This window comes from Pseudolactococcus reticulitermitis (assembly GCF_002260845.1).
Taxonomy (GTDB): Bacteria; Bacillota; Bacilli; order Lactobacillales; family Streptococcaceae; genus Pseudolactococcus; species Pseudolactococcus reticulitermitis.
Window position 1 is genome coordinate 86,342 of record NZ_BEDT01000001.1, and the last position, 23,581, is coordinate 109,922.

The window sequence follows — 23,581 nt, forward strand, 5'->3', positions numbered from 1 at the left end:
TATGTTACACTATAAGCATGACGACGAAAAAGTTAGCACTGCTCTCTGATTTACATTTAGATGTCAATCAATTTGATGCAACATACGAACACATTCTGATTCAAACCTTACGAGAGCAAAACATCACAGATGTCCATCTAGCGGGCGATATGTCTAATGACTTTGAGACCCTATCAAAGCCTTTTTTAGCACGCCTTTCGCAGGATTTTGCTGTTTCTTATAACCTCGGTAACCATGATATGTTGGGCATGGCAGAGTCCGACATCACGGCAGATGACTTTCAACTTCGGGCCATTGGTCAGAGAAAATTACTGAGTTTTGCCGGCTGGTATGACTATTCTTTTTGTCCTGAGATTAATCTCGAGCAACATCTCCGGACTAAAAATACCTTTTGGTTTGACCGAAAAATCATGCGGGATGCTGATGATATCACGATAACCAACCGTATCTTAGCTAAACTTGACACGGTTTTGACTGACATGACACCTGCTGATAAAGCTAGTCTAATCATTGCCATGCATTTTGTGCCTGAACACTCTTTTGTGATGACCCATCCGAAATTTGTTAAATTCAATGCTTTTTTAGGCTCTAATAAATTCCATTCCCTTTTCGTCAAACATGGTATCAGAGATGTTGTCTTTGGTCACAACCATCGGTCCTATGACCAAGTGATTGATGGCGTCCACTATCAAGCTAAGCCACTGGGCTATAAGAGAGAATGGCAGTTGGTCAGCGATTACTTCAAAGCCTATCCAGCCTATCAATCGCTCAACTCCTACAATCTCCATAAGCGTTATAACCTAGTCAAAAAAACAAAAGAATTCGACGCTTATCTCCTCACGCATTTTCCCGAGGAGGTCAAAAAGTCTTTGGTTGTTTTCGAGGTTTAAATCTGACAAATAACGAAAAAAATGGTATAATTTTTGTTGAGAACTTTGAATGTTAGAAAGTTGGTAGGATGATGAAAATCCCCAAAGAAGGCGACTTTATTACGATTCAAAGCTATAAACATGACGGAAGCTTGCATCGTACGTGGCGTGATACGATGGTGCTGAAGACTAACGAGAACTCGATTATTGGTGTGAATGACCATACGCTTGTGACGGAGAGCGACGGCAGACGCTGGGTGACCCGCGAGCCTGCTATCGTTTACTTCCACAAGAAGTTTTGGTTCAACATTATTGCCATGATTCGCGAAAATGGTGTGAGCTACTACTGTAACTTGGCCAGTCCTTACACGCTTGACAATGAAGCCCTGAAATATATCGACTATGACCTTGATGTCAAGGTCTTCGCTGACGGTGAGAAGAAATTGTTGGATGTCGAAGAATATGAGCGTCACAAACGTCAAATGCAGTACCCAGAAGATATTGATTACATCTTAAAAGAAAATGTCAAGATTTTAGTCGACTGGATTAATGCAGGTAAGGGACCATTTTCTAAGGAATACGTTGCCATTTGGTACGACCGTTATCACCAATTAAAATAAGACCTCAGGTAACTGATGTCTTATTTTTTTATATCAAAATATCTCCCGTTTGAACGCAAAAAAAGAACTTTCTTCCATTATCTTGGAAAAAAGTTCTTGATTTACTCCCAGTCAATGCTAGGCAGACAGTTTAGATTTCGGCTGAGTTCTTCTAATCATCAGGACTAGAATCAGACAGACCAAACCAATCAACATCAGACCTCCCGCCGCTTGTAACTCGCCCGTACTGGGCAGCAGTCCCGTCGGCGCTGCCACGCTTTTCTGTTGGACAGTATAGCGTGGTGCACTTGTTTTGGGTAAGTCTGGCGGCGTTACTGGATCTACCATTCCTAATTGACCTGAGACGGTTAATTCACTCTCCATGACATCACCTCCCTAATGATTGAGGTGTCATTGCTTAAAAGTTAACAACATCAAATTTCAAGCTTAAAGTGTAGTTTAATTTCAAAGCTGTTGCTGCTGTTGCTGTACCACTAAAGCCAAATGTCGCTTTGTTAGCATCTGCTACTGCTGTATCAGTCGCAGTGTAATGACCAAGATTATTTGCCAAAGTGATGAGTGCGTTTGTTGGTGTGTTAAGCGCCCCGTTTTCAACTAATTTTGTGCTGGCTGTTGTCACGTTGTTACCTGTCACATCCAAGTTCAAAGCAAAGTCAGCTGGCAATGTTGGGTTTGATGTTCCCGCTTTAAAGCTAGCAACGCTAACTGTGACCGGACGACCTGAGTTGTTTGTCAAGTCGTAAGTTGGTGATTTGATTGCGGCATCAGTTGCTTTGTTATAGAAAATCACGTCAGTTGGCAATGTCACGTTAATCCAGTCTTTGTCGCCTTCAGGAATTGTTGACCCTGGGTCTGTATTATCAGCACCGAGTGTCCCGCTAACCGCGATGTCTGCATCTGTTTTGGCAACAACATCTTGATCAGCTAGAACGGCTTGAGCGCCACCAGCAAGTACAGCAGTTGAAATAAGTAAAGTAGATAGTAATTTTTTCATGGTTTTCCTCCAATTATGAAATATAAAATAGTTATAAGCAACACGCTAACATCTAAACGTTAGCTAACAATAAAATTGACCCCAGCAGCAACCTCGCCCTTTTTAGACTTCGTTTTCGGATCATATAAACTGAAACGAGCGGTTGCTTTATAGGTTCCCTTAGCTAATGATTTCTCTAGCTCGACATCCCTCACCTCCTCTCCTGGCTCAATGGCACCAGACGTATAAATGACATCACCTGTTGCATCGTCCGTGATGACGACATTCACAGGATAGGCATTCGTCTTAGGATTTTTAATATTCAGTTTGCCTTTTTTAGTCTGCTCATCAATCTCTGCTTTCGAGCCGATGACCATGTTAAATTGACTGGCATCGACTTTTTGCTGTGCAGCTTTGGCAATCTCCTTATCAGACATTTTCTTGGCGTCCTTGCCCTCAGGCAAGAAATCACCACTGATAACAGAGACGTTTTCTTTGGGTTTATTCCAAAAGAAATGATAAACGCCATAGCTACACCCGATTAATAAAAGACAAAGCAATGGAATCAGAACTTTTTTTAACTTGTTCTTGTCATGATTCTCGTGGGTCATCTGTAACTCCTTAGGTTAAATATTTGATAGGACACGCCTACACTCCTGACACTATTTCAAGTTGCAAGAGTTTGGAGTGAAGAAACAGCACCTCCAGCGGAAGTAAAAACAAACTGCAATGAGGGGGGAGCATTCTTGTTTTTTGACCTAACATCTTACTGTGATGCTGTCTCGTCACTCCAAACTCCTATCACAAATTAAATAATCGTGAGTTGAGATAGGAATCGGCTAGCTTAAAATGGCGTACTATCAAATTTCAAGTTTAGAATATAGCCTAATTTCCGCATGTCTGTAGTTGTCGCTGAGCCACCAAAAGTGAACGTCGCAATGTTATCACTTGCTACTCCTTTGTCAACTGCCGGATCGACCTCATCATATTGATTGAAACAGTTTGCCAAGGTCATCAACTGATTCGATGATGTCTGCGGTAGACCATTCTCGACTAATTTGGCGCTGGCTGTCGTGACTTTTTTCCCTGTCGGATTGAGACTTAAAGCAAAGTCTGCTGGCATGGCTGGATTCGCCGCATTTGGTGTAAAGCCAGCAAGGCTTACTTTCATCGGCACACCCGAGTTATTTTTAATCGTATAAATCGGAGATTTAATCGTCACATCATCTGTTTTATTGTAAAAGATGGTACTTGTCGGTATCGTCACATTAATCGTCGCATCTAGTTCATAGACAACCGTACTTGTCAAGGTATGACCTGCTGTAGGATGAACATTATTGTAGTGGACACTCGTATTTTCTGTTACGGTAGGCAGATAGCCTGATAGACTAGGCACCTCAGGTGAGTCAAAGGTAATGGTACCATCTGACTCTACACGAGAGTAGCCCGTTTGACCTCCTGGCGCACCTGATAAATACCGAGGTTTGCTAGGATCGAGGGTGATATCACCATTAACCGCATAATTGGCAAAGTTAGTGGTAATCTTATCCCCTGTCATTTGATCCTCAAAATACTCATATTGCGCTGTCTCAGTCAATCTGTAATCCGGAGGTGCTTGACCTTGCCCACCTCTTACAGTATATTTGACGTCATGATGGACGGTTTTACTTTCTGATTTTTTTTGTGAATCATGAACAAATTCAATCAGATATTCCTGGTCAACGCTTGAGTCAAAATCAAATTTTTCAGCATTATCTGTAAAGTTAGTGCTTTTAAGGATATAGCCTTGCTGTCTATAATACTCAACCGTATAGGCTGTATCATAGGGCAGCAATGTCCCCCCTACCCCTTGGATGCCCTCCTCTCTAAGAATTGTTCCCGTCGTCGCATCTTTATAGACGATGTTCGCTGTTTGGATTTCTGCCTGATACGTGATGGTATGACGCTGTGGCACACTATCCGTTGTTGCTTTTAAGTTCGGCGTTTTATCGGTCGCTTCACTCGGAATACCTAGATTTACCTCAGCATCTGTTACGGGCACGTCATCAATGACTGCTCGATAACCTGGAATGGCATACTGTCCACCTAGCTCAGGGAAATCTGTATCAGTCGTTGTACGCTGTGTTTCTGTTTTTTGCGAGCCATCTGGCATATGAATCGTTAGGATCCGTTCTTGAACAGATGGCAAGGCGTAGAGATTGGCCTCTTGTGGCGTGCTATCCGTTGTTGATGTCCCATTTGATGTGTCATCCACTTGGGCAGTCCAGGTCACTTTCGATCCATCTGAACTCGTTGCAGGATTTGAAACATCAGAACCGACAACCGCATCTTTATCAACGATGTAATAACCGGATAAGGCATTGGTCGTCTGATTGATTGTTTCATTTGTTTTAGCCGTCCACTCATCTGTCCCGATATTTTTACCGGTCAACTGATTGATATGTTTAACTGTCCATTGTTGGGTGTCACGTTGGTAGACAACCGCACCAAGTGAAAACGTTGACTCCCCAACATAGGCTGTCGGATTTAAACTTGACAAGTAGGTGTAACCTGAAGGCATGCCTGGCTTATCAAAGTAATAAGGGGCTTCGTCATCTTCATTACCAATCCCTAATCTCCCTCCTCGGGGCATGAGGATTTTTGAATCTAAGGCTAGTTTATTGCCCGCCTCATCTATGAAACGCACCGTTCTATTGGTTGTCAGATAGGTTCCCGTTATACCGGTCACAACAGAACGACTCGTGTATTTAGAATCATTTTTGTTACCATTCCCAACGATACCTAGATAAACTGGTTTGTCTTTCGGAATACGGTACTGAATGGTTGCTGATTTCGTTTTGCTATCGTAGGCACCCACACCCCAATCCGTTGTCGATGAATTATGTTTGTAGGTGACCGATACAATACCAGTAGAGGCTGCATAGTTGATACTCACATCGACGACAACATTTTCCCAACCCGCATAAAGTCCAACATAATCATCATCCATATATTCAGAGGCGCCAAACGCTGACCCACCAGCAGTTATCCGACTGTAAGCCGTACCACTTGATAGGGTTGCAATCCAGCCACCGTCATTATGGAAACCAGAAAACAACATATAATGCCCTTTATAAGCTTGGCTCTCGTCCTTTAATGAACCAGATGACCCCGGCCAGTTCCCAACACCAGTTCCTAATTTGTCAATAATCTCAGAAGATGGAATATCTGAGATATAAAAGCCAGCTGCCGGAATCCGACCATCTGGGACTGTCACACTTCCTGAAATAGAAAAGTCTTTCGACGGGTCTAGTGGTTGGTTGAAGTTGGCGATGGCATTGGCAGCAGGTGCTGCGGGAATGACAAAAGTAGAGCCACTCCAATACGGGTTAATCCCCCCTGTACTCGATATTGTCGCATTATTAGGAAAATCTTTTACGACTGTTGCCGGTACGGTAAAGTCTGAAACAGAGGCATAAAAGTCTGTCGGTAGCACGACACCACGCAACAAAACTGACGCAGTATTTGACATCGCATGTGCAACGGTATCGCCTAGGCCTTCGTGAACATAATTTAAAATTTTTGGTGTGATGCCTGTGCCGACTACTAAGGTCGCTAAAACACCACTCGCATACAGCCATTTTTTGCCCGATTTCCATGACCGATAATTTGTTTGTTTAGTGTCATGTTTAGAATTTTTCACGACTCATATCTCCTTTCTAGTACTTACTCTTTAGTTTTCTGACGATAAGCGTTATGCTAAAATTTTCAGCATATCGTTCATGTCAGATTGACTGCACTTTAAGTTTATAACATTTATCATAAAATGGTGTCTTGTTTTTGTTCGAATAATGAAAAAAAAAAAAAAGTAAGATTTTTTCCGCTTTTCTCTTATATCCTATAAGGTTTTTATAAATATTCTATCTTTTATTTTTCTTGAATGTTTGTTGATTTTGGAGTAAGATATGTAATTACAGATATATTTTAAGGATGAGGGGATATTATGGAAACTTTTTTATTGGATAAAGAATCTAAGTATATTTTAAAAATCATCGGAGAATTGAGCATGTCACCGACAAAATCAATCTCTTTTAAAAAACTCGAAAATCGCATTGGTCTCACGAAAAAGACCATCATCACCTATATCGGCACTTTAGAAGGCTATTGTAAAGAAAATAACATTAACCCCTTTATAATTGATAATCAAAAAATTAGATTATCAGCAAAATCTAATTTTAATGTTTTGGATCTATATTCTTATATGACGCAACATGCGATCAAATATCAAATTATGACACGGGTTCTGTTAGAGCCACAGGTCTCTTCTGTCAAGTTATACCTTGATTTGGCACTGAGTAAGAGTAATTTTTCTGTTCATCTGAAACAGTTAAATAACTTTTTAAAATCCTATCGCTGCCAGATTAATTTTCTTCATAAAACGCCACTTCAAGGAAAAGAAAGACAGATTAGATTTTTGTACTACAATTTGTTTTGGGGCTTACATCCTGATACGATGATCCCTGATTTTCCGGGCCTTGAGACCATCACAGATTTAACACTGGAACTTATCCCACACATTTCCTACCCGACCTTATCAAAAATCAAATTACTTTTCTATGTGACCTACATCAGGAGAAAACATGGTTATTTTATAGACTCAGAAGAAAATTATAGCCTACCAGACTCGCCCTATATCAGTTTTGATGATTTTTTCACAAAGCTAGATTGCCTTAACCTGCTCATGGATTGCCCTGATTTAGAAACCAAACGGCGAGAATGTCGCTACTTATATTTTTTATTTTCTCGTTTCAATTTAGTCACGCTTGAAGAGTGTCAGAACGACGCCTTTGAAATCAATGGGACAGATGCGCCTGAAATTGCCTGTTTTATTGCCAAATTTCAGACAAAATCAAACTTAACCTTTCAAACACATGAGCTCAAATATCTGCATTATAACTTAACGATTTTAAACCGTGAGGCGACTGTTTTCAAAGGTAAAAGTAAAGTGTTTGATTTAAAAAATATGGTGCTGACATTTAATGAAACGAAAGGCAACACAGCTACTTTTATCAAAGAATTTCTGATGGACATCCGTGAGAAGTGCCCACAGATTAACACCTTAATGGAGCGGTTTCCCACGCTATACTACTATTATGCGATGATTATGACAGCGATTGTCGAAAAGCATCATCAACCGATTAAACTGCTCGTGCAAAGTAGTATTTCAACGCTCCACCGAGAATTTCTCATCCAGAAAATCATAAAAGGGGCACCCTTTCCTGTTCAAATTTATACTGCTTCACAACTAAAAGGTGAGAAGCCTGATGGCATCATCTCTAACTGGCTACCTGATAAAAAATATCAGGATATTCCCTTCTTCTCTACTTCTTTATTCTACTCAGATTGGAGTCGAGATGATTTAACTCAGTTTATTTATGATTTATCAGATCAGAAGAATCAACTCAGATAAACGTTAAAAATTATTATGATTAACCAAAAAGACCTCTTTTCCAAATAAAACAGAAGAGAGATCCTATTATGTTGGGCTTTTCACCTTAAACGCAATGTTTAAGATGAGAAGCCCTTAATTTTTGAAGATATTTGAGAAGAAGTATTAAAGCCAGACAGATCAAGCCTAGAATGACAAATCCTGCTAGTTGTGATTCACCCATATTAGGCAAATCCTCTTGCTGCCGAACTGTATAGTTTGGTGTTTCTTGAGGTGGCTTTTGATCACTTGAATGATTTTCGTCTTTTATGCCTAATTGACCTGAGACGATTATTTCATTTTCCATGAAAATCACCTTCATTCATTAAAATGCAACAGAATCAAACTTCAAGCCCAAAGTATAGCTTAATTTCAAAGGCGTTGTAGATGTTGCTGTACCGCCATATGTGAAGGTTGCTTGATTATCAACTGCTGTTGCTACTGTGTCAGATGCCTTGAATTGATTAGCACTATTTGCCAAAGTAATTAACTCAGAAGGAGCCGCTGTAACTGAACCATCTTTAATCAATTCTGTGCTCGGCGTTGTTGCAGGATTGGCAGTGGTTCCTGTCACTTTAAGATTCAAATCAAAATCTGTTGGCAATGCACCATTGTTAGCATCAGCAGTAAAGCTAGCAGCTGTTACTTTTACAGGTCGTCCTGAATGGTTGACAATTGTATAAGTTGGTGCCTTAATCGTCGCATCATTCGTTTTATTATAGAAGATGGTATTAGTTGGTATCGTCACATTAATCCAAGCTGGATCTGTTTCCGGAATCGATGATCCCGGATCAGTATTATCAGCACCTAATGTGCCGTTGACCGTAATATCTCCAGCTGATTGTCCATCGATAGTTTGATCTGCTGAAACAGCTTGAGCGCCTGCAAATACAGCAGTTGAGATTAGTAGTGTTGCAAGTATTTTTTTCATTTTCCCTTTTTCCTTTTTTCTTGTTTGTTTTCCCGTTTCCACCATTATCACGATTGATAGTGAGGTAGCGATAAATTGTTAGTCGACAATAACATTAACCCCAGCAGCAACTTCACCCTTTTTAGCTTTAGTGACTGGATCATATAAGCTAAAATGTGCCGTTGTCTGATAGGTCCCCTTAGATAATTTTTTCTCTAATCTTACATGGCTCACCTCCTCTCCCGGCTCGATTGCACCCGATGTATAGATGATGTCGCCTGTTTGATCTTCAATGATGACAACATTGACTGGATAAGTATTGTTCTTAGGATTTCGGATATGCAGTGTCCCCTCTTGTGTCTGACTAGCAATATCCACTTTTGAGCTAATCATCATGTTGAAATGACTTGCATCAGCCTTTTTTTGTGCAAATTCAGCCAGCTCTTTATCAGACATTTTCTTAGCATCTTTTCCTTTGGGCATGAAATCTCCACTGATGATAGAAATATTTTCTTTTGGTCTATTCCAAAAGAAATGATAGATGCCATAACCACCACATACTAATAAAAGACAGAGCAATAGAATGACTAGTCCTTTTTTCCGCTTCTTTTGATTATCGTCTCCATAGTTCATATCCTATTCCCCCAGTTTTTATCATCTTGTAACTTGTTTGACTTCCACCGCAAGTTTATAACTTACAGCCTTGAGTCCAGCCCCCAATGGTACTGATTGCTTACCATTAACATAAAGTGATGCTTGGTGACTTGTTTCCCAAAACGGATCTAGTTTAATTGGATTGCTAGGTATTGGTTTACCTTCTAGTAAAGGACTCCAAGTCACATCTTCACCACTTGCCGTATTTTCAGCAGTCAATTTTAAGACCAACTTCTCTGTTTCATTATCAAATTGATCGACAAGCGACACATCAGGAGAACATCCCGTATTACTTGCAATCGTTTTCAAATCAACATTAACAGGGACATTACCATGATTAACGGCGACATAATTTTGCAGGTTATTGGATTTACCAAATTCTCCTGCTAAGCTACTCGTAAAATCGATACTATCTGGCAAGGTTACAGCAATCAATGGTTGGACAGCAACGACTTCTTCGACCCAAGGACTATCAAAAATATACCCCGAAGCTGACGCCCGTTGCTCACCTATTTTACTATAAAGATAGTAGGTCTGTGCTAGTAAATTTTGAAAAACATATGTTGATTCTTTTGAAACATCACTTGTGATATTAATGACGGGCGACTCAAGGACACCTTCTGCTGATGTTGCCTTGTCAATACTGTTTTGAGCCTCCCCAAGCGTGACATCATTTCCTGAATACAGCTTATTTTTAGCCAATTTATAAGAGACCCGACCACTGCTAAAACTGCTTGATGCCCCTTTCTTAACCTGTGCGTCAATTTCACTGAGATCTACTCCTACTTTTGGTGTTGCAGCCAGTCCTGTCATTTGTGACGCACGCGCATACACAAGAGAGTAACCATTTTGAATATTTGAAGCAGAAACGTTTTGTGTTCCCGACACATTTGTAACAAAATGCTTTTGACCACTTGTTGTCAGATAGTCAATCGGGTAATTATACCCATCCGTGTCTTTTCTGACAAACTTCGGCGTTATCCCACTGATGACCGACTTATTAGTTGGTGTTGCTTCAAACAAAATATAGTTTGGTGATGTCGCATTAATCGTTGGATAGTTACGACTAGTGCCAGTAAAAGCGTCCTTCTCTGTCCTAAAGCAGCCGATACTATCCTTAGCAAAATTCATCGTGATCGTCCCATTCCCCCATGATCCATCACTCCTCAACTCTGCTTTTGAAGCTGTATAATTTTTCCCCTTAATAAACTTGCAAGTAAACTGACCTTTTTCTTGAACATTAATCGTAACATCGTCATCATTATAGAAAAGATATTCCTTACTTGTCGTAATCTCTAACGTTGCATTTTTACCTATGTTAACCTTCTGCTTGGCACACCAAAACACAGCATCAGAATTTGTTGAATCATTATAAACTGTTGTTTTGCTGTCATCTGCAAAGTTAAGCGTTGTAAAGCCCTCAACAAATTCTCCGCCGTCTACATCACCATCTGTTCTAAAGCTGTTTGTCCCTTTAAATGTCAATGTATTTGACGGATTACTATTCCCCCAAAACGGTTGGCTTCCCTTTACCGTATTATAGTCAATATTTTCTAAAACAAAATTAATATTACTATTTAAGACACGGAGAATGCCGTAATAACTACTGTTTGGATAGGTTGCATTGCCGTATTTCAAATTTTTAAAGGTAATATTGAGATTGTTAGCAGCAGTCACAAAATGTGAAGCATCATAGGACGGCCAGCTACTTGGGGCTTTGTATAGAATATAGTGGTTCGCACCATCTAATACCGTATTTTTGCTAACGGCTATCGTAAGATCCGAATCTGTATAAGCGATATCAGCCGTTAATTGAATATAGAGTGTATTACCAGAAGCGGCGTTCGCCTTCAATGCTGATTTTAAATCGGAAATATTTGATACCTGATACGGATTATTTTCTGTACCATCTCCAGCATATGACGCACGCGCCGTAATGTTTTCTTTCAAATCTTTTTGTATGCCATCAGTCGGTTCTACACTACTTTGGATTGGTGATGCGCGTTCATCTGCTCCTACAATCATGCTAAAAAAACCGATTAGTATGACAGATGTTAACAACATCTGAATCATCTTCTTCATTATTTAAATTCCCCCTTATTATCCCCCTATTTTTCACTCTGCAAATACGATGCGATTATAACCATTCTCTAAACAAGTTTGTAAAACAACTTGTTCCTTATTACCAGCTCCTGTTATGGCTGACCAATGATTTTGACCGTCTTTTGAAATCGCATTAATATCAACATCTAAAAGACGCATGACAGTATAGACCTTGCCTTGCCCCGTCGCATCATAAACCTCAAACTGATGACCAACTAACAGTTGCGTGACGAAGTAAAACACTGTTGGATTGTGTCCGATAAAATGCGTTGATAGATTATCAGACACACTGTTAACGGCTTGACCTCCCCATGTTCCGACATTAGCTGTCGGATCTTGATCAATCCAATCCTGTCCTGTTGCTTGACCTGTATCCTTATAATAATAGTGTACCCCGCCAACAACAATCACTTGCTTCAAAGGTTCAGTCGTAACCTCTACTTGCTCGGCAGATTCTAAAGCGTTTTCAAAAGGTGCTAGATTATCAAGTGGCACATCATCACTTGACCTATTATCGCTTGAAAGCAATGGTTCAGTAGGTTCCTCAGAAGTCGATGGCACAACTTCTTTTGATTCACATGACTGTGATAATTCTGGTGGCCTGGTCTGAAGTTTTTTTATTTTTGAATTTTTGACCTCCTTTACTTTGATACTTGTGATGTTCTCAACCAAAAGTACTGTAAAAATTGATACAACGACTGTATAAAGCATGAGTAAAGTTATTTTTTTCAAAATAATCCCCTCCTTTACCCTTTAAATGTCCATTAACAAACATAGCATGTTTTTTGTTAATGGATACTGATAAGTCATTTAATTTTCATTTGTTCACCTCCCTTAAAATTATTAAGATTTTTTATTGTTACCTTGGTAAATGTTTGAAGGATTCATCGTCCTTCATAATAGTGTTGACAACCTGCTCAAATTTCTTTCTTGATACACTGTAAATTTTAAAACTGCATCTCAATTTATTGGTTATAACATTATAATCTTAAATAACCTATATTCATATTTTATACCAAATCTCCTAAAATATCAAATTTTTTCACTTCTCTATCGTCAGATTATCGATACTCATCTCAGTACTTTTAGAAAAAGTTCATTAATCTTGCTGGCCAAGAAAAAGATGACGCATCTATACCATTTCAATAGCCAGATGAGTATCATAACACCCCTAAACAAGTGTCTTGTTTTTTACATCCAAAAAAACCTTTACCATCTCAATCATAGTAAAGGTTTTTGTATGATACAATCTCAGTTCACCAATTTTAAGAAGTATTAAGCCAGTGACTTAGATGTTGATCTTATTCTGAAAATAAGAACAACAATTAGGCAAAGCAAACCGATAAATAGGACACTGCCTGATGTTTGTAATTCTCCCGTATCAGGTAAAATACCTTGCTGATGGACAGTATAAATCGTTTGATCGCCACTTGTTCTAGGCAACTCTGGTTCTTCAATTGGATCTTGGGTGTCTGTTATCCCTAATTGACCTGAGACGGTTATTTCACTCTCCATGAAATCACCTCCCTGATATTCTAGATTTTATCGCTTAAAAGCCAATAGAATCAAATTTCAGGCTCAACGTATAGTTCAATTTCAGAGCAGTTGTTGCTGTTGCAGAACCGTCATATTTAAAGATTGCTTTGTTTTTCACTGCATAGCCTGCTGGTGCTAAAGGATCATTTTTAGCGTATTGATCAGCGCTATTGGCCAAGGTAATTAATTCATTCGTTGGGGCATTGAGTATACCACCACTAATGAGTGATGTACTTGCTGTCGTCGCAGGATTACCAGTTGCTGGGCCTGTTACCAAAAGATTTAAGTTGTAGTCCCCAGGTAATCCCGTTGGATTAGTTGAATTGGCAGAAAAAGAATTAATACTAACTTTGACTGGACGTCCTGAGTTGTTCACGATTGAATACTCTGGTGAGACAATTGTTGCAACGTCTTTTTTATTGTAAAAAATAGTCTCCGTCGGTACTGTCACATTGATCCATTCTTTGTCAGTTTCAGGAATCGTTGTATCTGGATCTGTATTATCTGCACCCAATGTCCCCTTGACAGCGATATCAGCAGTTGTTTCCCCAGTAATGGTTTGATCAGCGGAAACAGCTGACACACCACCGAATACAACTGTTGAAATCAATAAAGTTGATAGTAATTTTTTCATAATTTTTCTCCCTCGTATCAATAATTTTTAAATAGTTCATCGTTAGTCGACAATGACACTAACGCCAGCAGCAACCTCACCTTTTTTAGCTTTTGTTTTTGGATCGTACAAACTAAAACGAGCAGTTGCCTGATGCGTTCCCTTAGCTAATGTTTTTTCAAGCTGGACATGATTCACCTCCTCTCCCGGTTCAATAGCGCCAGACGTATAAATCACATCTCCGTTTTGATCATCAGTGATGACGACATTGATCGGATAGCGATTGGTCTGGGGATTTTTAATATTTAGCGTCCCTTGTTGGGTTTGAGTATCAATCTTAGCAGTTGAGGCAATCATCATGTTAAACCGACTATCATCTACCTTTTTTTGAGCAGTATCAGCCAATTCTTTGTCAGACATCTTCTTAGCGTCCTTACCATCGGGCAAAAAATCACCACTGATGATGGACACATTTTCTCTAGGCTTAGGCCTAAAGACATGGTAGAGACTATAACCAGTGCCTGATAATAAAAGTAACAACAAGAGGATTAATAGCCCTTTTTTACGTTTCTTTTTCTGTTCTTCTTGTTTTTCCTGTTCAATATTTTGTGTTGCCATCCCTCACTCCTAACCTTTATAATGCTTGGCTAACCGCAATAGTCAAATTATAATTGACCTGATACGGTCCACCATCTAATACTGAAATAGAATGTTCCCCTCTAAGATAGAGGTCAGCCTCGTGATCGCCACTGCTCCAATAAGGCTGCAAAGTATTTGTTTGCCCCGTGATAGGACCTGGTAGCAATCGTTCCCAGATACTATTGTCAGATCCCGACGGGTGCTCAGCAACCAGTTTTAAATGAACTTGTTTTTTCCCTTGACAATCGTCGACAAGCGACACCGCTGATGAACTGCCAGGATTAACGCTTAAAGCCTTCAAATCTAGATTAACTGGTACATTACCATGATTAATCGCAGTATAATTTGCCAAATGGTGGTCTTTCACAATCTCACCTGCTTTTGGTGTCAGAAATTCCAAAGTATCCGGTAAAGTGACCTCGATATATGACGGTACCTCTACTATCTGCTCAATCCAAAGGCTCGACAGAGGGTTGTAACCTGGTATACATGCCACTTCTAGCTTAGTATACAGATAATAGGTTTTGGGGGATAAATCTTGGAACTCATAAATTGAATCTGTTGCGATATTATTTGTTGCCCAGACCTCTCGTATAGAAAAGACACCCTGAGATGGTGTGGCATTAGTAATACTCGTTTGCGCTACCGCTACCGTGATATCATTTCCAGAATAAAGTCGTTTTGTCGCTAACTTATAGCTAACCTTACTAATATTTACTAAACTCTCTGGTGTCCATTGCGTAATTTGCACCCTGATTTGACTGAGATCAGTTCCCACCATCGGATCTGCACTGAGTCCTGTAATTTTTGGTGCCCGCGCATAAACGACTGACTCACCGTTGCCAATATCTGATGCCGTCACACTTTTATTGCCCGTGACATTTGGGGTTATCTCCTTTAAACCACCTTTGAAATACTTGATAGGATAAGCATAGCCGTCTGCATCTTTTCTACTGAATTTAAGGGTTGCCCCGTTGAGCGCTGCCTTGCCTGATGGCGAATCAAACAAGATGTAATTAGGTGAGGTGGCATTAATCGTCGGGCTCTCACCTGAAAAGCCAGCTTTTTCTGTCGTAAAGCGACCGATAGCATCTTTGGCAAACTCCATGGTAATCGTGCCAAGTGCTTTAAAGGCTATATCCAGGGTAGGTTTATTAATACCAGATATGGCTTTGAACTTGAATTGACCTTTTTCTAGCACTTTAAGCGTCAGGTTGCCATCCCAAGAAAGATACTGTTTATTTGTCGTAATATCCACTAAAGCATTTTTGCCAACCGTGATGGTTTGACTAGTCCCTGCGTATAAGAATGCTGACTCGTTATAAGCATCATGGTAAATCGTGGTTTGACTATCTTCAGCAAAATTAATACTCGTGAAGCCTTGCGCAAACTCACCATCGTAGCCACCACTAGAAGTGCCAGCTTTGAAGTTATTTTTTCCTTTGAAAGTTAGCGTATTAACATTCGTATTCGCATAAAACGGCTGACCACCTTTTTGGATGTCATAGTCAATATTTTCAACAACGAAATTAGTGTTGGTATGAGTCACATGTAAAATACCATACCAGTTACTGTTGGGATAGGTCGCATTGCCATACTTAATATTTTTAAATGTAATCGCTAAATTATCAGCACCTGTTATAAAATGATCATAATCATAATTTGTACCACTGTATAAAATGTAATGCCCATCGCCATCTAATACGGTATTTTTGTTGATGGATATTGTCCGATCAGAATAGGCATAAATAATATCTGCCGTTAGTTTAATATAAAGTGCTGATTCTCCAGGCGGTATACTCTGACTTAAAGCACTTTTTAAATCAGCAATCGTTGCAACCAAAAAAGGATCACTTTCTCTGCCTGTCCCACCTGAGATAGCAAGCGGTGTGATAGCCAAAACTTGTTCTGATGTTTGCATATCACCGCTTGTTGTTGCCGATGTGTCATCTGCACAAACAAAATTAGACCGACAAAGAAAAATGATTAAAAATACCATTAATCCTTTTAAAATCTTATTCATTTTTCCCCTCCACTTAATGCTAACTTGACAGTTTTAACCCTTTGCTAGTACATACAAACTTTCACATTTCAACTAAGAAATTGACAGATTTTATATTCATTTATTATTATTATCTATTTTTATATAAATTATAACTTTATACAACCAACATTATATACTTATTTTAAAACATTTTCAAGCTATATTTCCAAAAAAATTATTTTAGAGATATAAAAAAGAGAAACCGTAAAAGATTTCTCTTGACTTAGATGTTTAACGATTTAGACATGAAAGATTAATCTCACCAATCCAATACCTGCCATTCTTCTCTCAAGATACCAAACTTCACAGAATCCCAGTATTGATTTTGCCAAAAACGAACCTTGCGTATTCTGCCTTCTTCCGTCATGCCAATTTTTTGACCCAGTCGAATCATGCCTAAATTTCCAGACCACGTTGTAAACCCGATATGGGGGAGGTCGGTCATTTCAAATAAATGAGTCAGCCAAAGTTTCATGACACGTGTCCCGATGTCTTTACCCCAAACACGTTCCTCGTATAAAACGATGCCAACTTCCAACCACTTTTGTAAGTCACCATCTTCGTAGTAAGCCGAAACCACACCAATCAATTGCGCGTGTTCAAAAATACCATAACGCAACTCATTGTTGAGATAATCACTGGATAATGCCTGAAATTCATCCCATGTATAAACGGAATCTTTGAAATATGGCCCATTCCACTTCATCCATTCTAGATTTTCCTTACCATAAGCTACTTGCCATAAGGGCAAAAGGTCATCGCTATTTAATTTTCTTAAACTAATTTCTTGGTCAATCATCTAGTCTTTCTCATGCTTTTCAGTCAATTCTCTCTAAATTAGGTTTGCGATGTTTCCCAATAATCAACGGTGTCCGCTCAATCAGGACTTCACTGAATTCCAAACCAAACCATCTCGCAGGCGTTACCGTAATCTGACGAATGGCAAATTTAGTTTGCATAATCAGACGTGACCAGTTTGAGAGTTCGCCGGCATGAGAAAGTTCTTCATTGAGCAAGACAAATCTGAAATCACCGACTTCACGGTGCTCAGAGACGGAGTAAGTCTGTACTTGCTTTTTAATTTCACCCGTTGTCATCAGTTCTGCGACAATTTGGCGCAGATAAACATTGACTTCCTGACTGACTCTAAAGCCTAGGTGCAACTTCACAAGCACGACATAATCAGTGCCGAGGGTGTCGATTTCATACTGTTTGGTAAAGGGTTCGTCTGTGACCGAAACATTGACAAACCAATAAACATCTGCACGCTTCGGATTTCTATCCAAGATAGAATATAAAATCGGTGCATCAATTTCATCATCTTCCATGTACTTGGTCAAATAAACGACATTGGTCTGTAAAATCGGCAAAGAATGGTCATGTCGCAGATGTTCCAGCTGAGACAAGTAATTCTTCACAGGTAAATGCTCAACCAAACCATCTGTAATCTGACTGCCCTTGTACCAAATATACATGATGACAATGATAATGAGGGCAATCAGGACAGCGACATAGCCTCCATGCACGAACTTATCCAAACTTGACAGCAAGAAAATGGTCTCGATGCCAGCAAAGAATAGCGGCACAGCAATCGAAAAGAAAGCTTTGGCACGCGTTTTCAGATAAAAATGCAGGAGGAATGTCGTCATGAGCATGGTCACCGTGATTGACAGGCCATAGGCTGCTTCCATTTTAGTCGATGATTGGAAAGTAAGGACAACGATAGACGTCGTGACCCATAGTAAGAAATTGACAACTGGAATATATTGTTGATTACGGCTCTTACCAGGATAAAGGACGTGCAAGCGTGGCAAAATTTTCAAACGCATGGCTTCGCTGACAAGTGTGAAAGAACCTGTAATTAAAGCTTGAGAGGCGATAATCGCAGCCAAAGTCGCAAAAAGAACAGCCATTGGCATCAAAGGATCCGCAATCATTTGGAAAAATGGATTCATTTCTTTAAACTGATGAATGTCAGTCGATAAGAGGTAGGCCACTTGACCAAAATAATTGATAATCAGACTGATTTTGACATAGGGCCAACTCAGATGGATATTGCCTTTACCGACATGACCTAAATCACTGTAAAGAGCTTCCGCCCCTGTTGTCGCCAGAAAGACATTGCCTAGAATAAAGAGCCCCAAATGATTATCAGGACTAAATAATAGCCTGATACCATAGATTGGATTTAAGGCTTTCAAAACGCTTAAATCTTGGAGCAAGTTGGCAAATCCTGAGACCAAAAGGAAGGTAAACCAGAGGAACATGATGGGGCCAAATAATTTACCGACTGTATCCGTTCCAAAACGCTGAAAACTAAAGAGAACGAGCAAAATCACGAGGGTAATCACGACAATGACGTCCTGTGAATAGCCAAAAATCTCTGTAAAAATCGGCAGGGTTCGCAAGCCCTCTATCGCACTGGTAACCGTCACCGCAGGCGTTAAGACCCCATCCGCAAGGAGCGCCGCACCGCCAATAATCGCAGGAATAATCAGAAATTTCCCCATAGGTCGAACGAGCGTGTAAAGTGAAAAGATACCGCCCTCGCCTTTATTATCGGCATTGAGCGCAATCAGGACATATTTGACGGTTGTCAAAAGGGTAATCGTCCAAACAATCAGGGAGACGCTGCCGATTAAAAACTCTTCAGTGATTTTGCCTTGATTGCCCGCAATCAAGCCCTTCATGACATAGAGCGGACTGGTTCCGATATCACCATAGACAATCCCCATGGCAATCAAGAGGCCAGCAGTTGACCACTTCTTATTTAACTTCTTCATTTTAAAATACCTTTCTCAGAAATTTTAGGTACAAAAAAGACCTAAATGTCCTGATCATTTCTGTTGAAATATAGAACACCTAAGTCTTGCTATTTAAGAATAAACCAGTGATGATCATCCACCACAGTGTTGTTGATTTATCCAGTCGAATTCGACCTGCTACTCCCTTAAGTCAATAGAGTTATTCTAACAGGATAGTCCGTTAGTGTCAAGAAATAACACTAGATATATCAAATTATTTTTACTGAGATTACAAGCCAATCCGATCAAAAATGTCATCCACCCGACTGGCATAATAAGTTGGATCAAATAAGTCATCAATTTCAGCTTCTGTCAAGACTGACATGACTTGTTCGTCAGACAAAAGTTGTGGTTTAAAATCGACTTGATTATCCCAGGAGTAAGCGGTTTTTGGCTGAACCAAATCATAAGCCGCCTCACGTGTCATCCCTTTTTCGATGAGTTTGAGCATGACTCGTTGGCTATAAATCAACCCAAAGGTGCTGTTCATGTTACGAATCATATTTTCTGGGAAGACGGTCAGATTTTTAACGATATTACCAAAACGATTGAGCATGTAGTCCATGAGAATCGTCGTATCTGGTGTGATAATCCGTTCAGCTGAGCTATGTGAGATGTCACGTTCATGCCATAAGGCAATATTTTCATAGGCTGTCACGGCATGCCCACGAATCACGCGCGCAAGACCTGTCATGTTTTCAGAACCGATTGGATTACGTTTGTGGGGCATAGCTGAGCTGCCTTTTTGACCTTTGGCAAAGAATTCTTCTACTTCCCGTTGCTCAGATTTCTGCAGACCACGGATTTCAGTCGCCATGCGTTCAATCGATGATGCGATAATCGCTAAAGTACTGAAATACTCTGCGTGCAAATCACGTGGCAACACTTGTGTCGAAATTTCTTGAGCTGTGATCCCAAGTTTATCACAGACATAGCGTTCCACAAATGGCGGAATATTGGCAAAGTTACCGACAGCACCTGAAATCTTACCCGCTTCAACGCCACGCGCAGCGTGCTCAAAACGCTCAATATTGCGTTTCATCTCAGAATACCAAGTCGCCAATTTCAAACCAAAAGTCGTTGGCTCCGCATGGACACCATGTGTCCGCCCCATCATAATCGTAAATTTATGCTCACGCGCCTTATCCGCAATAATCGCCGTAAAGCGGTCAAGGTCTGCACGCAACACATCATTCGCTTGTTTGAAAAGATAGCCATAAGCCGTGTCCACGACATCTGTTGACGTCAAGCCATAATGCACCCACTTGCGTTCCTCGCCCAAACTTTCAGAGACAGCACGTGTGAAAGCGACCACATCATGACGCGTTTCTTGTTCAATCTCAAGAATGCGAGCCACATCAAAGGTTGCCTTGTCACGAATTTTCGCCACATCTTCTTTGGGGATTTCACCGAGTTCTGCCCATGCTTCATCGGCTAAAATCTCAACTTCAAGCCAAGCTTGATATTTGTTCTCTTCAGTCCAAATGGCTGACATTTCAGGGCGGGAATAACGTTCTAACATGATTTAGGTTCCTTTTCTATTACAATCTCTTATAAACTTATCGCACAGTCATCCGTCAAAATCGTCACATGACCCATTTTGCGATTTTCCTTTGCTTCAATTTTACCATACAAATGCAAATGTGCGCTTGGATTTTCTGTCGCAAAATGTTGGGCAGCTGACATATCTTGTCCCAAAACTTGTAGCATGACAGCAGGTGACAATTGCGCTACCTTTGGTAAGGGTTCAGCTAAAATACCACGGATATGCAAATCAAACTGTGAAAAATCACACGCTTCAATCGTCGCGTGGCCAGAATTATGCGGCCGCGGTGCAATTTCATTAACCAAAATATCATGGTGAGTCACAAACATTTCAACGCATAAAGTGCCTGATAATTTCAAAGCCTGAGCAATTTTCAGCGCCATACTTCTCGCTTCTTCTGCTAGATATTTTGAAATTCTCGCAGGCATAATTGTTTTATCTAAAATATTATTGCGATGGAGATTTTCACAAACTGGAAAGACTGAAAACTCAGTCCCATTGCCAGAAATGATGACAGAAATTTCTTTCAAATAATCGACAAATGCTTCACTGACACAGGGTTGCACATCCGCCAAATCACGCGCTGCTTCCCAGTCCACGACATTTTCAACCACAACTTGCCCATGACCGTCATAACCCCCCGTCGCCGTTTTGACGACATGTTTTTTAGATAAATCCAAATCATTTAAGTCAGCCAAGGTATTGATGACTTGATAAGGCGCAACTTTAACACCAGCTTTGGTCAAAAAATCTTTTTCAAAAATTCGGTTTTGGGAAATGCGGAGCAAGTCCAGACCTTGCGGGATTTTATCTTCATAGGGTGCCAAGGCATCAGCTGAAACATTTTCAAACTCATAGGTCAGGACATCTGCTCGCGCGGCTAATTGCGCAATCGCAGCTGTATCATCATATTTGGCGACAATTTGTTCCGCCACAAGTGAGGCAGGACAATGCGGGTCTGGGTCAAGTGTGACGACTTTGTGCCCCATATAAGTCGCAGCAATCGCCATCATTTGACCGAGTTGACCACCACCGATAATGCCAATCGTTTTCATATCAGTCAAGGTCATCACTACTTTCTATCACAGCTTGTTTTTGATCTTCACGGAACTTAGCCAAGCGAGCAGCCAAATCTTCGTCAGAGATTGACAAGGTTTGCAAGGCATATAATCCCGCATTTTGTGCGCCAGACTCACCGATTGACATCGTCGCAACAGGTACACCACCCGGCATTTGCGCAATGGACAAAAGGGAATCTAAGCCGTTCAAGGCACGTGATTTGACTGGCACACCAATGACTGGCAATGTTGTTTTAGCTGCGACCATCCCCGGTAAATGGGCTGCGCCACCAGCCCCTGCGATGATGATTTGGATGCCACGGTCACGTGCTTTTTCCGCAAAGTCAAACATCAAATCTGGTGTTCTGTGGGCAGACACGACCTTTTTTTCATAGGCGACGCCAAATAAATCAAGTACATCTGCTGCTTGTTTCATGGTCGCCCAATCAGACTTACTCCCCATGATGATGGCGATTCTAGGTTGATTAAACATTTGCTTTATCTCCAATATCATTTCTATAAAAAAGTCCTGTTGTATCTTGTGCTTTTAAGTGTTTGTAGAGGATAGCTTGTGCATCAGACACCGTATCCGCTGATGTTTCTAAGAGGTAAACACGACCACCATTTGTCACAAGTTGTCCCGTCGCATCAGCCATCACACCTGCGTAGTAAGTGGTAATGTTCCCCGTCGTTTTCTCAGGAATTTTAACGCCTTTGATATAATCACCTGGGTAGCCTTCAGAAGCGACAACAACACCTAGTGTGACACCGCCATTGACCCAAGTGAAGTCAGGCGTTTTATCGGCTAGTAAATCCCGCATATTGACCGCGAAGTCTGAAGTCAAACGCGGTAAAATGACTTGTGTCTCAGGGTCGCCAAAGCGGGCATTGAACTCAATGACTTTAGGACCGTCAGCTGTCAAAATCAGACCCGCATACAGAATACCGGTGTAAGGACGCCCCTCAGCAATCATGCCGTTGACAACGGGTTTAATAATCGTCTCAACCGCCGTGTCAACAACTGACTGGGGCAAGTGGGGTACCGGCGAATAAGCACCCATGCCACCTGTATTTGGGCCTTTATCGTGGTCGTAGGCACGTTTATGGTCTTGTGCTGTCGGCATCATATAGTATTTGTCGTTTTTAACAAAAGCAAAGAGTGAAAATTCTTCGCCGTCAAGAAATTCTTCGACGATGACCCGTGACTTACCAAATTTATTATTTTCAAGGACATCACGTGTGAAATCCAGAGCTTGAGCGACTGTTTCAGCGACAACTACACCTTTACCGAGCGCTAAACCGTCAGCTTTTATGACAATCGGCGCACCCTTTGATGCAATATAGGTAGCGGCTTGGCTGAACTCACTAAAAGTCTTGTGGCCAGCGGTTGGCACATCGTATTGATTCATGATTTGCTTGGCGAAATCTTTTGACCACTCGAGTTCTGCGGCACGTTTAGTCGGCCCAAATACAGATAAACCCGCCGCCTCAAAGTCGTCCACAATGCCAGCCGCCAAAGCATCATCTGGTCCTACAAAAGTAAAGGTAATGTCGTTTGACTGAGCAAACTCAATCAATTCAGCATGTTGGTTGATATGAATGGCGACTGTTTCAATCCCATCCAAGACCATACCGGCATTACCTGGTGCAGCATAAACCGCTGTCACTTCAGGACTAGCCAGTAATTTTTTAGCAATCGCGTGTTCCCGCCCACCTGAGCCAATAACAAGTAATTTCAAGATTAT

At 40.7% G+C, this 23,581-nt stretch carries 22 protein-coding genes; 3 read left to right on the forward strand and 19 right to left on the reverse strand.

Annotated features, from left to right (window positions below; all coding sequences use genetic code 11):
• The first annotated feature begins 17 nt into the window (after positions 1-17).
• Positions 18-890, forward strand: a complete 873-nt coding sequence (locus tag RsY01_RS00370) for a metallophosphoesterase (RefSeq protein WP_094783587.1) — start codon at positions 18-20, stop codon at positions 888-890.
• 71 nt (positions 891-961) lie between these two features.
• Entirely contained in the window at positions 962-1,489 is a 528-nt protein-coding gene (gene ntdP, locus RsY01_RS00375; RefSeq protein ID WP_094784210.1) for a nucleoside tri-diphosphate phosphatase, read from the forward strand.
• Positions 1,490-1,606: 117 nt separating this feature from the next.
• Here ntdP and RsY01_RS00380 read toward each other — a convergent pair whose 3' ends face one another.
• From RsY01_RS00380 to RsY01_RS00395, 4 genes are all read right to left on the reverse strand, one after another.
• Complete coding sequence (locus RsY01_RS00380) at positions 1,607-1,852, reverse strand: hypothetical protein (protein ID WP_094783588.1); 246 nt, start codon at positions 1,850-1,852, stop codon at positions 1,607-1,609.
• Positions 1,853-1,886: 34 nt separating this feature from the next.
• Positions 1,887-2,483 (reverse strand): hypothetical protein, encoded by a 597-nt coding sequence (locus RsY01_RS00385; protein ID WP_094783589.1) that lies wholly within the window; start codon positions 2,481-2,483, stop codon positions 1,887-1,889.
• Between the two features lie 59 nt (positions 2,484-2,542).
• Positions 2,543-3,073 carry a hypothetical protein gene (locus RsY01_RS00390; RefSeq protein WP_094783590.1) on the reverse strand — a complete coding sequence of 177 codons (531 nt, stop codon included), beginning with the start codon at positions 3,071-3,073 and terminating at the stop codon, positions 2,543-2,545.
• Positions 3,074-3,306: 233 nt separating this feature from the next.
• Entirely contained in the window at positions 3,307-6,144 is a 2,838-nt protein-coding gene (locus RsY01_RS00395; RefSeq protein ID WP_094783591.1) for a mucin-binding protein, read from the reverse strand.
• Between the two features lie 300 nt (positions 6,145-6,444).
• On the opposite strand from RsY01_RS00395, the gene RsY01_RS00400 reads away from it, so the two are divergent.
• Complete coding sequence (locus RsY01_RS00400) at positions 6,445-7,911, forward strand: AcpB/EbpR/MafR family transcriptional regulator (RefSeq protein WP_094783592.1); 1,467 nt, start codon at positions 6,445-6,447, stop codon at positions 7,909-7,911.
• 85 nt (positions 7,912-7,996) lie between these two features.
• Here RsY01_RS00400 and RsY01_RS00405 read toward each other — a convergent pair whose 3' ends face one another.
• From RsY01_RS00405 to purD, 15 genes are all read right to left on the reverse strand, one after another.
• Entirely contained in the window at positions 7,997-8,236 is a 240-nt protein-coding gene (locus tag RsY01_RS00405; protein WP_094783593.1) for a hypothetical protein, read from the reverse strand.
• An 18-nt stretch (positions 8,237-8,254) separates the two neighbouring features.
• Positions 8,255-8,860 carry a hypothetical protein gene (locus RsY01_RS00410; protein WP_094783594.1) on the reverse strand — a complete coding sequence of 202 codons (606 nt, stop codon included), beginning with the start codon at positions 8,858-8,860 and terminating at the stop codon, positions 8,255-8,257.
• Between the two features lie 78 nt (positions 8,861-8,938).
• Positions 8,939-9,472, reverse strand: a complete 534-nt coding sequence (locus RsY01_RS00415; protein ID WP_094783595.1) for a hypothetical protein — start codon at positions 9,470-9,472, stop codon at positions 8,939-8,941.
• A 21-nt stretch (positions 9,473-9,493) separates the two neighbouring features.
• Positions 9,494-11,575 (reverse strand): hypothetical protein, encoded by a 2,082-nt coding sequence (locus RsY01_RS00420; RefSeq protein ID WP_133063181.1) that lies wholly within the window; start codon positions 11,573-11,575, stop codon positions 9,494-9,496.
• Between the two features lie 33 nt (positions 11,576-11,608).
• Positions 11,609-12,328, reverse strand: a complete 720-nt coding sequence (locus RsY01_RS00425; RefSeq protein WP_094783597.1) for a sortase domain-containing protein — start codon at positions 12,326-12,328, stop codon at positions 11,609-11,611.
• Positions 12,329-12,871: 543 nt separating this feature from the next.
• Entirely contained in the window at positions 12,872-13,111 is a 240-nt protein-coding gene (locus tag RsY01_RS00430) for a hypothetical protein (protein ID WP_094783598.1), read from the reverse strand.
• 34 nt (positions 13,112-13,145) lie between these two features.
• Complete coding sequence (locus tag RsY01_RS00435) at positions 13,146-13,766, reverse strand: hypothetical protein (protein ID WP_094783599.1); 621 nt, start codon at positions 13,764-13,766, stop codon at positions 13,146-13,148.
• A 42-nt stretch (positions 13,767-13,808) separates the two neighbouring features.
• Positions 13,809-14,363, reverse strand: a complete 555-nt coding sequence (locus RsY01_RS00440) for a hypothetical protein (protein ID WP_094783600.1) — start codon at positions 14,361-14,363, stop codon at positions 13,809-13,811.
• Between the two features lie 16 nt (positions 14,364-14,379).
• Complete coding sequence (locus RsY01_RS00445; RefSeq protein WP_094783601.1) at positions 14,380-16,407, reverse strand: hypothetical protein; 2,028 nt, start codon at positions 16,405-16,407, stop codon at positions 14,380-14,382.
• Between the two features lie 280 nt (positions 16,408-16,687).
• On the reverse strand, positions 16,688-17,227 hold the full coding sequence (locus tag RsY01_RS00450; protein ID WP_094783602.1) for a GNAT family N-acetyltransferase: 540 nt from the start codon (positions 17,225-17,227) through the stop codon (positions 16,688-16,690).
• Between the two features lie 19 nt (positions 17,228-17,246).
• Positions 17,247-19,211, reverse strand: coding sequence for a KUP/HAK/KT family potassium transporter (locus RsY01_RS00455; RefSeq protein WP_094783603.1), 1,965 nt, complete (start codon positions 19,209-19,211; stop codon positions 17,247-17,249).
• Between the two features lie 250 nt (positions 19,212-19,461).
• Complete coding sequence (gene purB, locus RsY01_RS00460; protein ID WP_094783604.1) at positions 19,462-20,754, reverse strand: adenylosuccinate lyase; 1,293 nt, start codon at positions 20,752-20,754, stop codon at positions 19,462-19,464.
• Positions 20,755-20,783: 29 nt separating this feature from the next.
• On the reverse strand, positions 20,784-21,842 hold the full coding sequence (purK, locus tag RsY01_RS00465; protein WP_094784211.1) for a 5-(carboxyamino)imidazole ribonucleotide synthase: 1,059 nt from the start codon (positions 21,840-21,842) through the stop codon (positions 20,784-20,786).
• Positions 21,835-22,329 carry a 5-(carboxyamino)imidazole ribonucleotide mutase gene (gene purE / locus RsY01_RS00470; protein ID WP_094783605.1) on the reverse strand — a complete coding sequence of 165 codons (495 nt, stop codon included), beginning with the start codon at positions 22,327-22,329 and terminating at the stop codon, positions 21,835-21,837. Before purE ends, purK begins: the two co-directional genes overlap by 8 nt.
• Complete coding sequence (purD, locus tag RsY01_RS00475) at positions 22,322-23,575, reverse strand: phosphoribosylamine--glycine ligase (RefSeq protein ID WP_094783606.1); 1,254 nt, start codon at positions 23,573-23,575, stop codon at positions 22,322-22,324. Before purD ends, purE begins: the two co-directional genes overlap by 8 nt.
• Positions 23,576-23,581 lie beyond the last annotated feature (6 nt).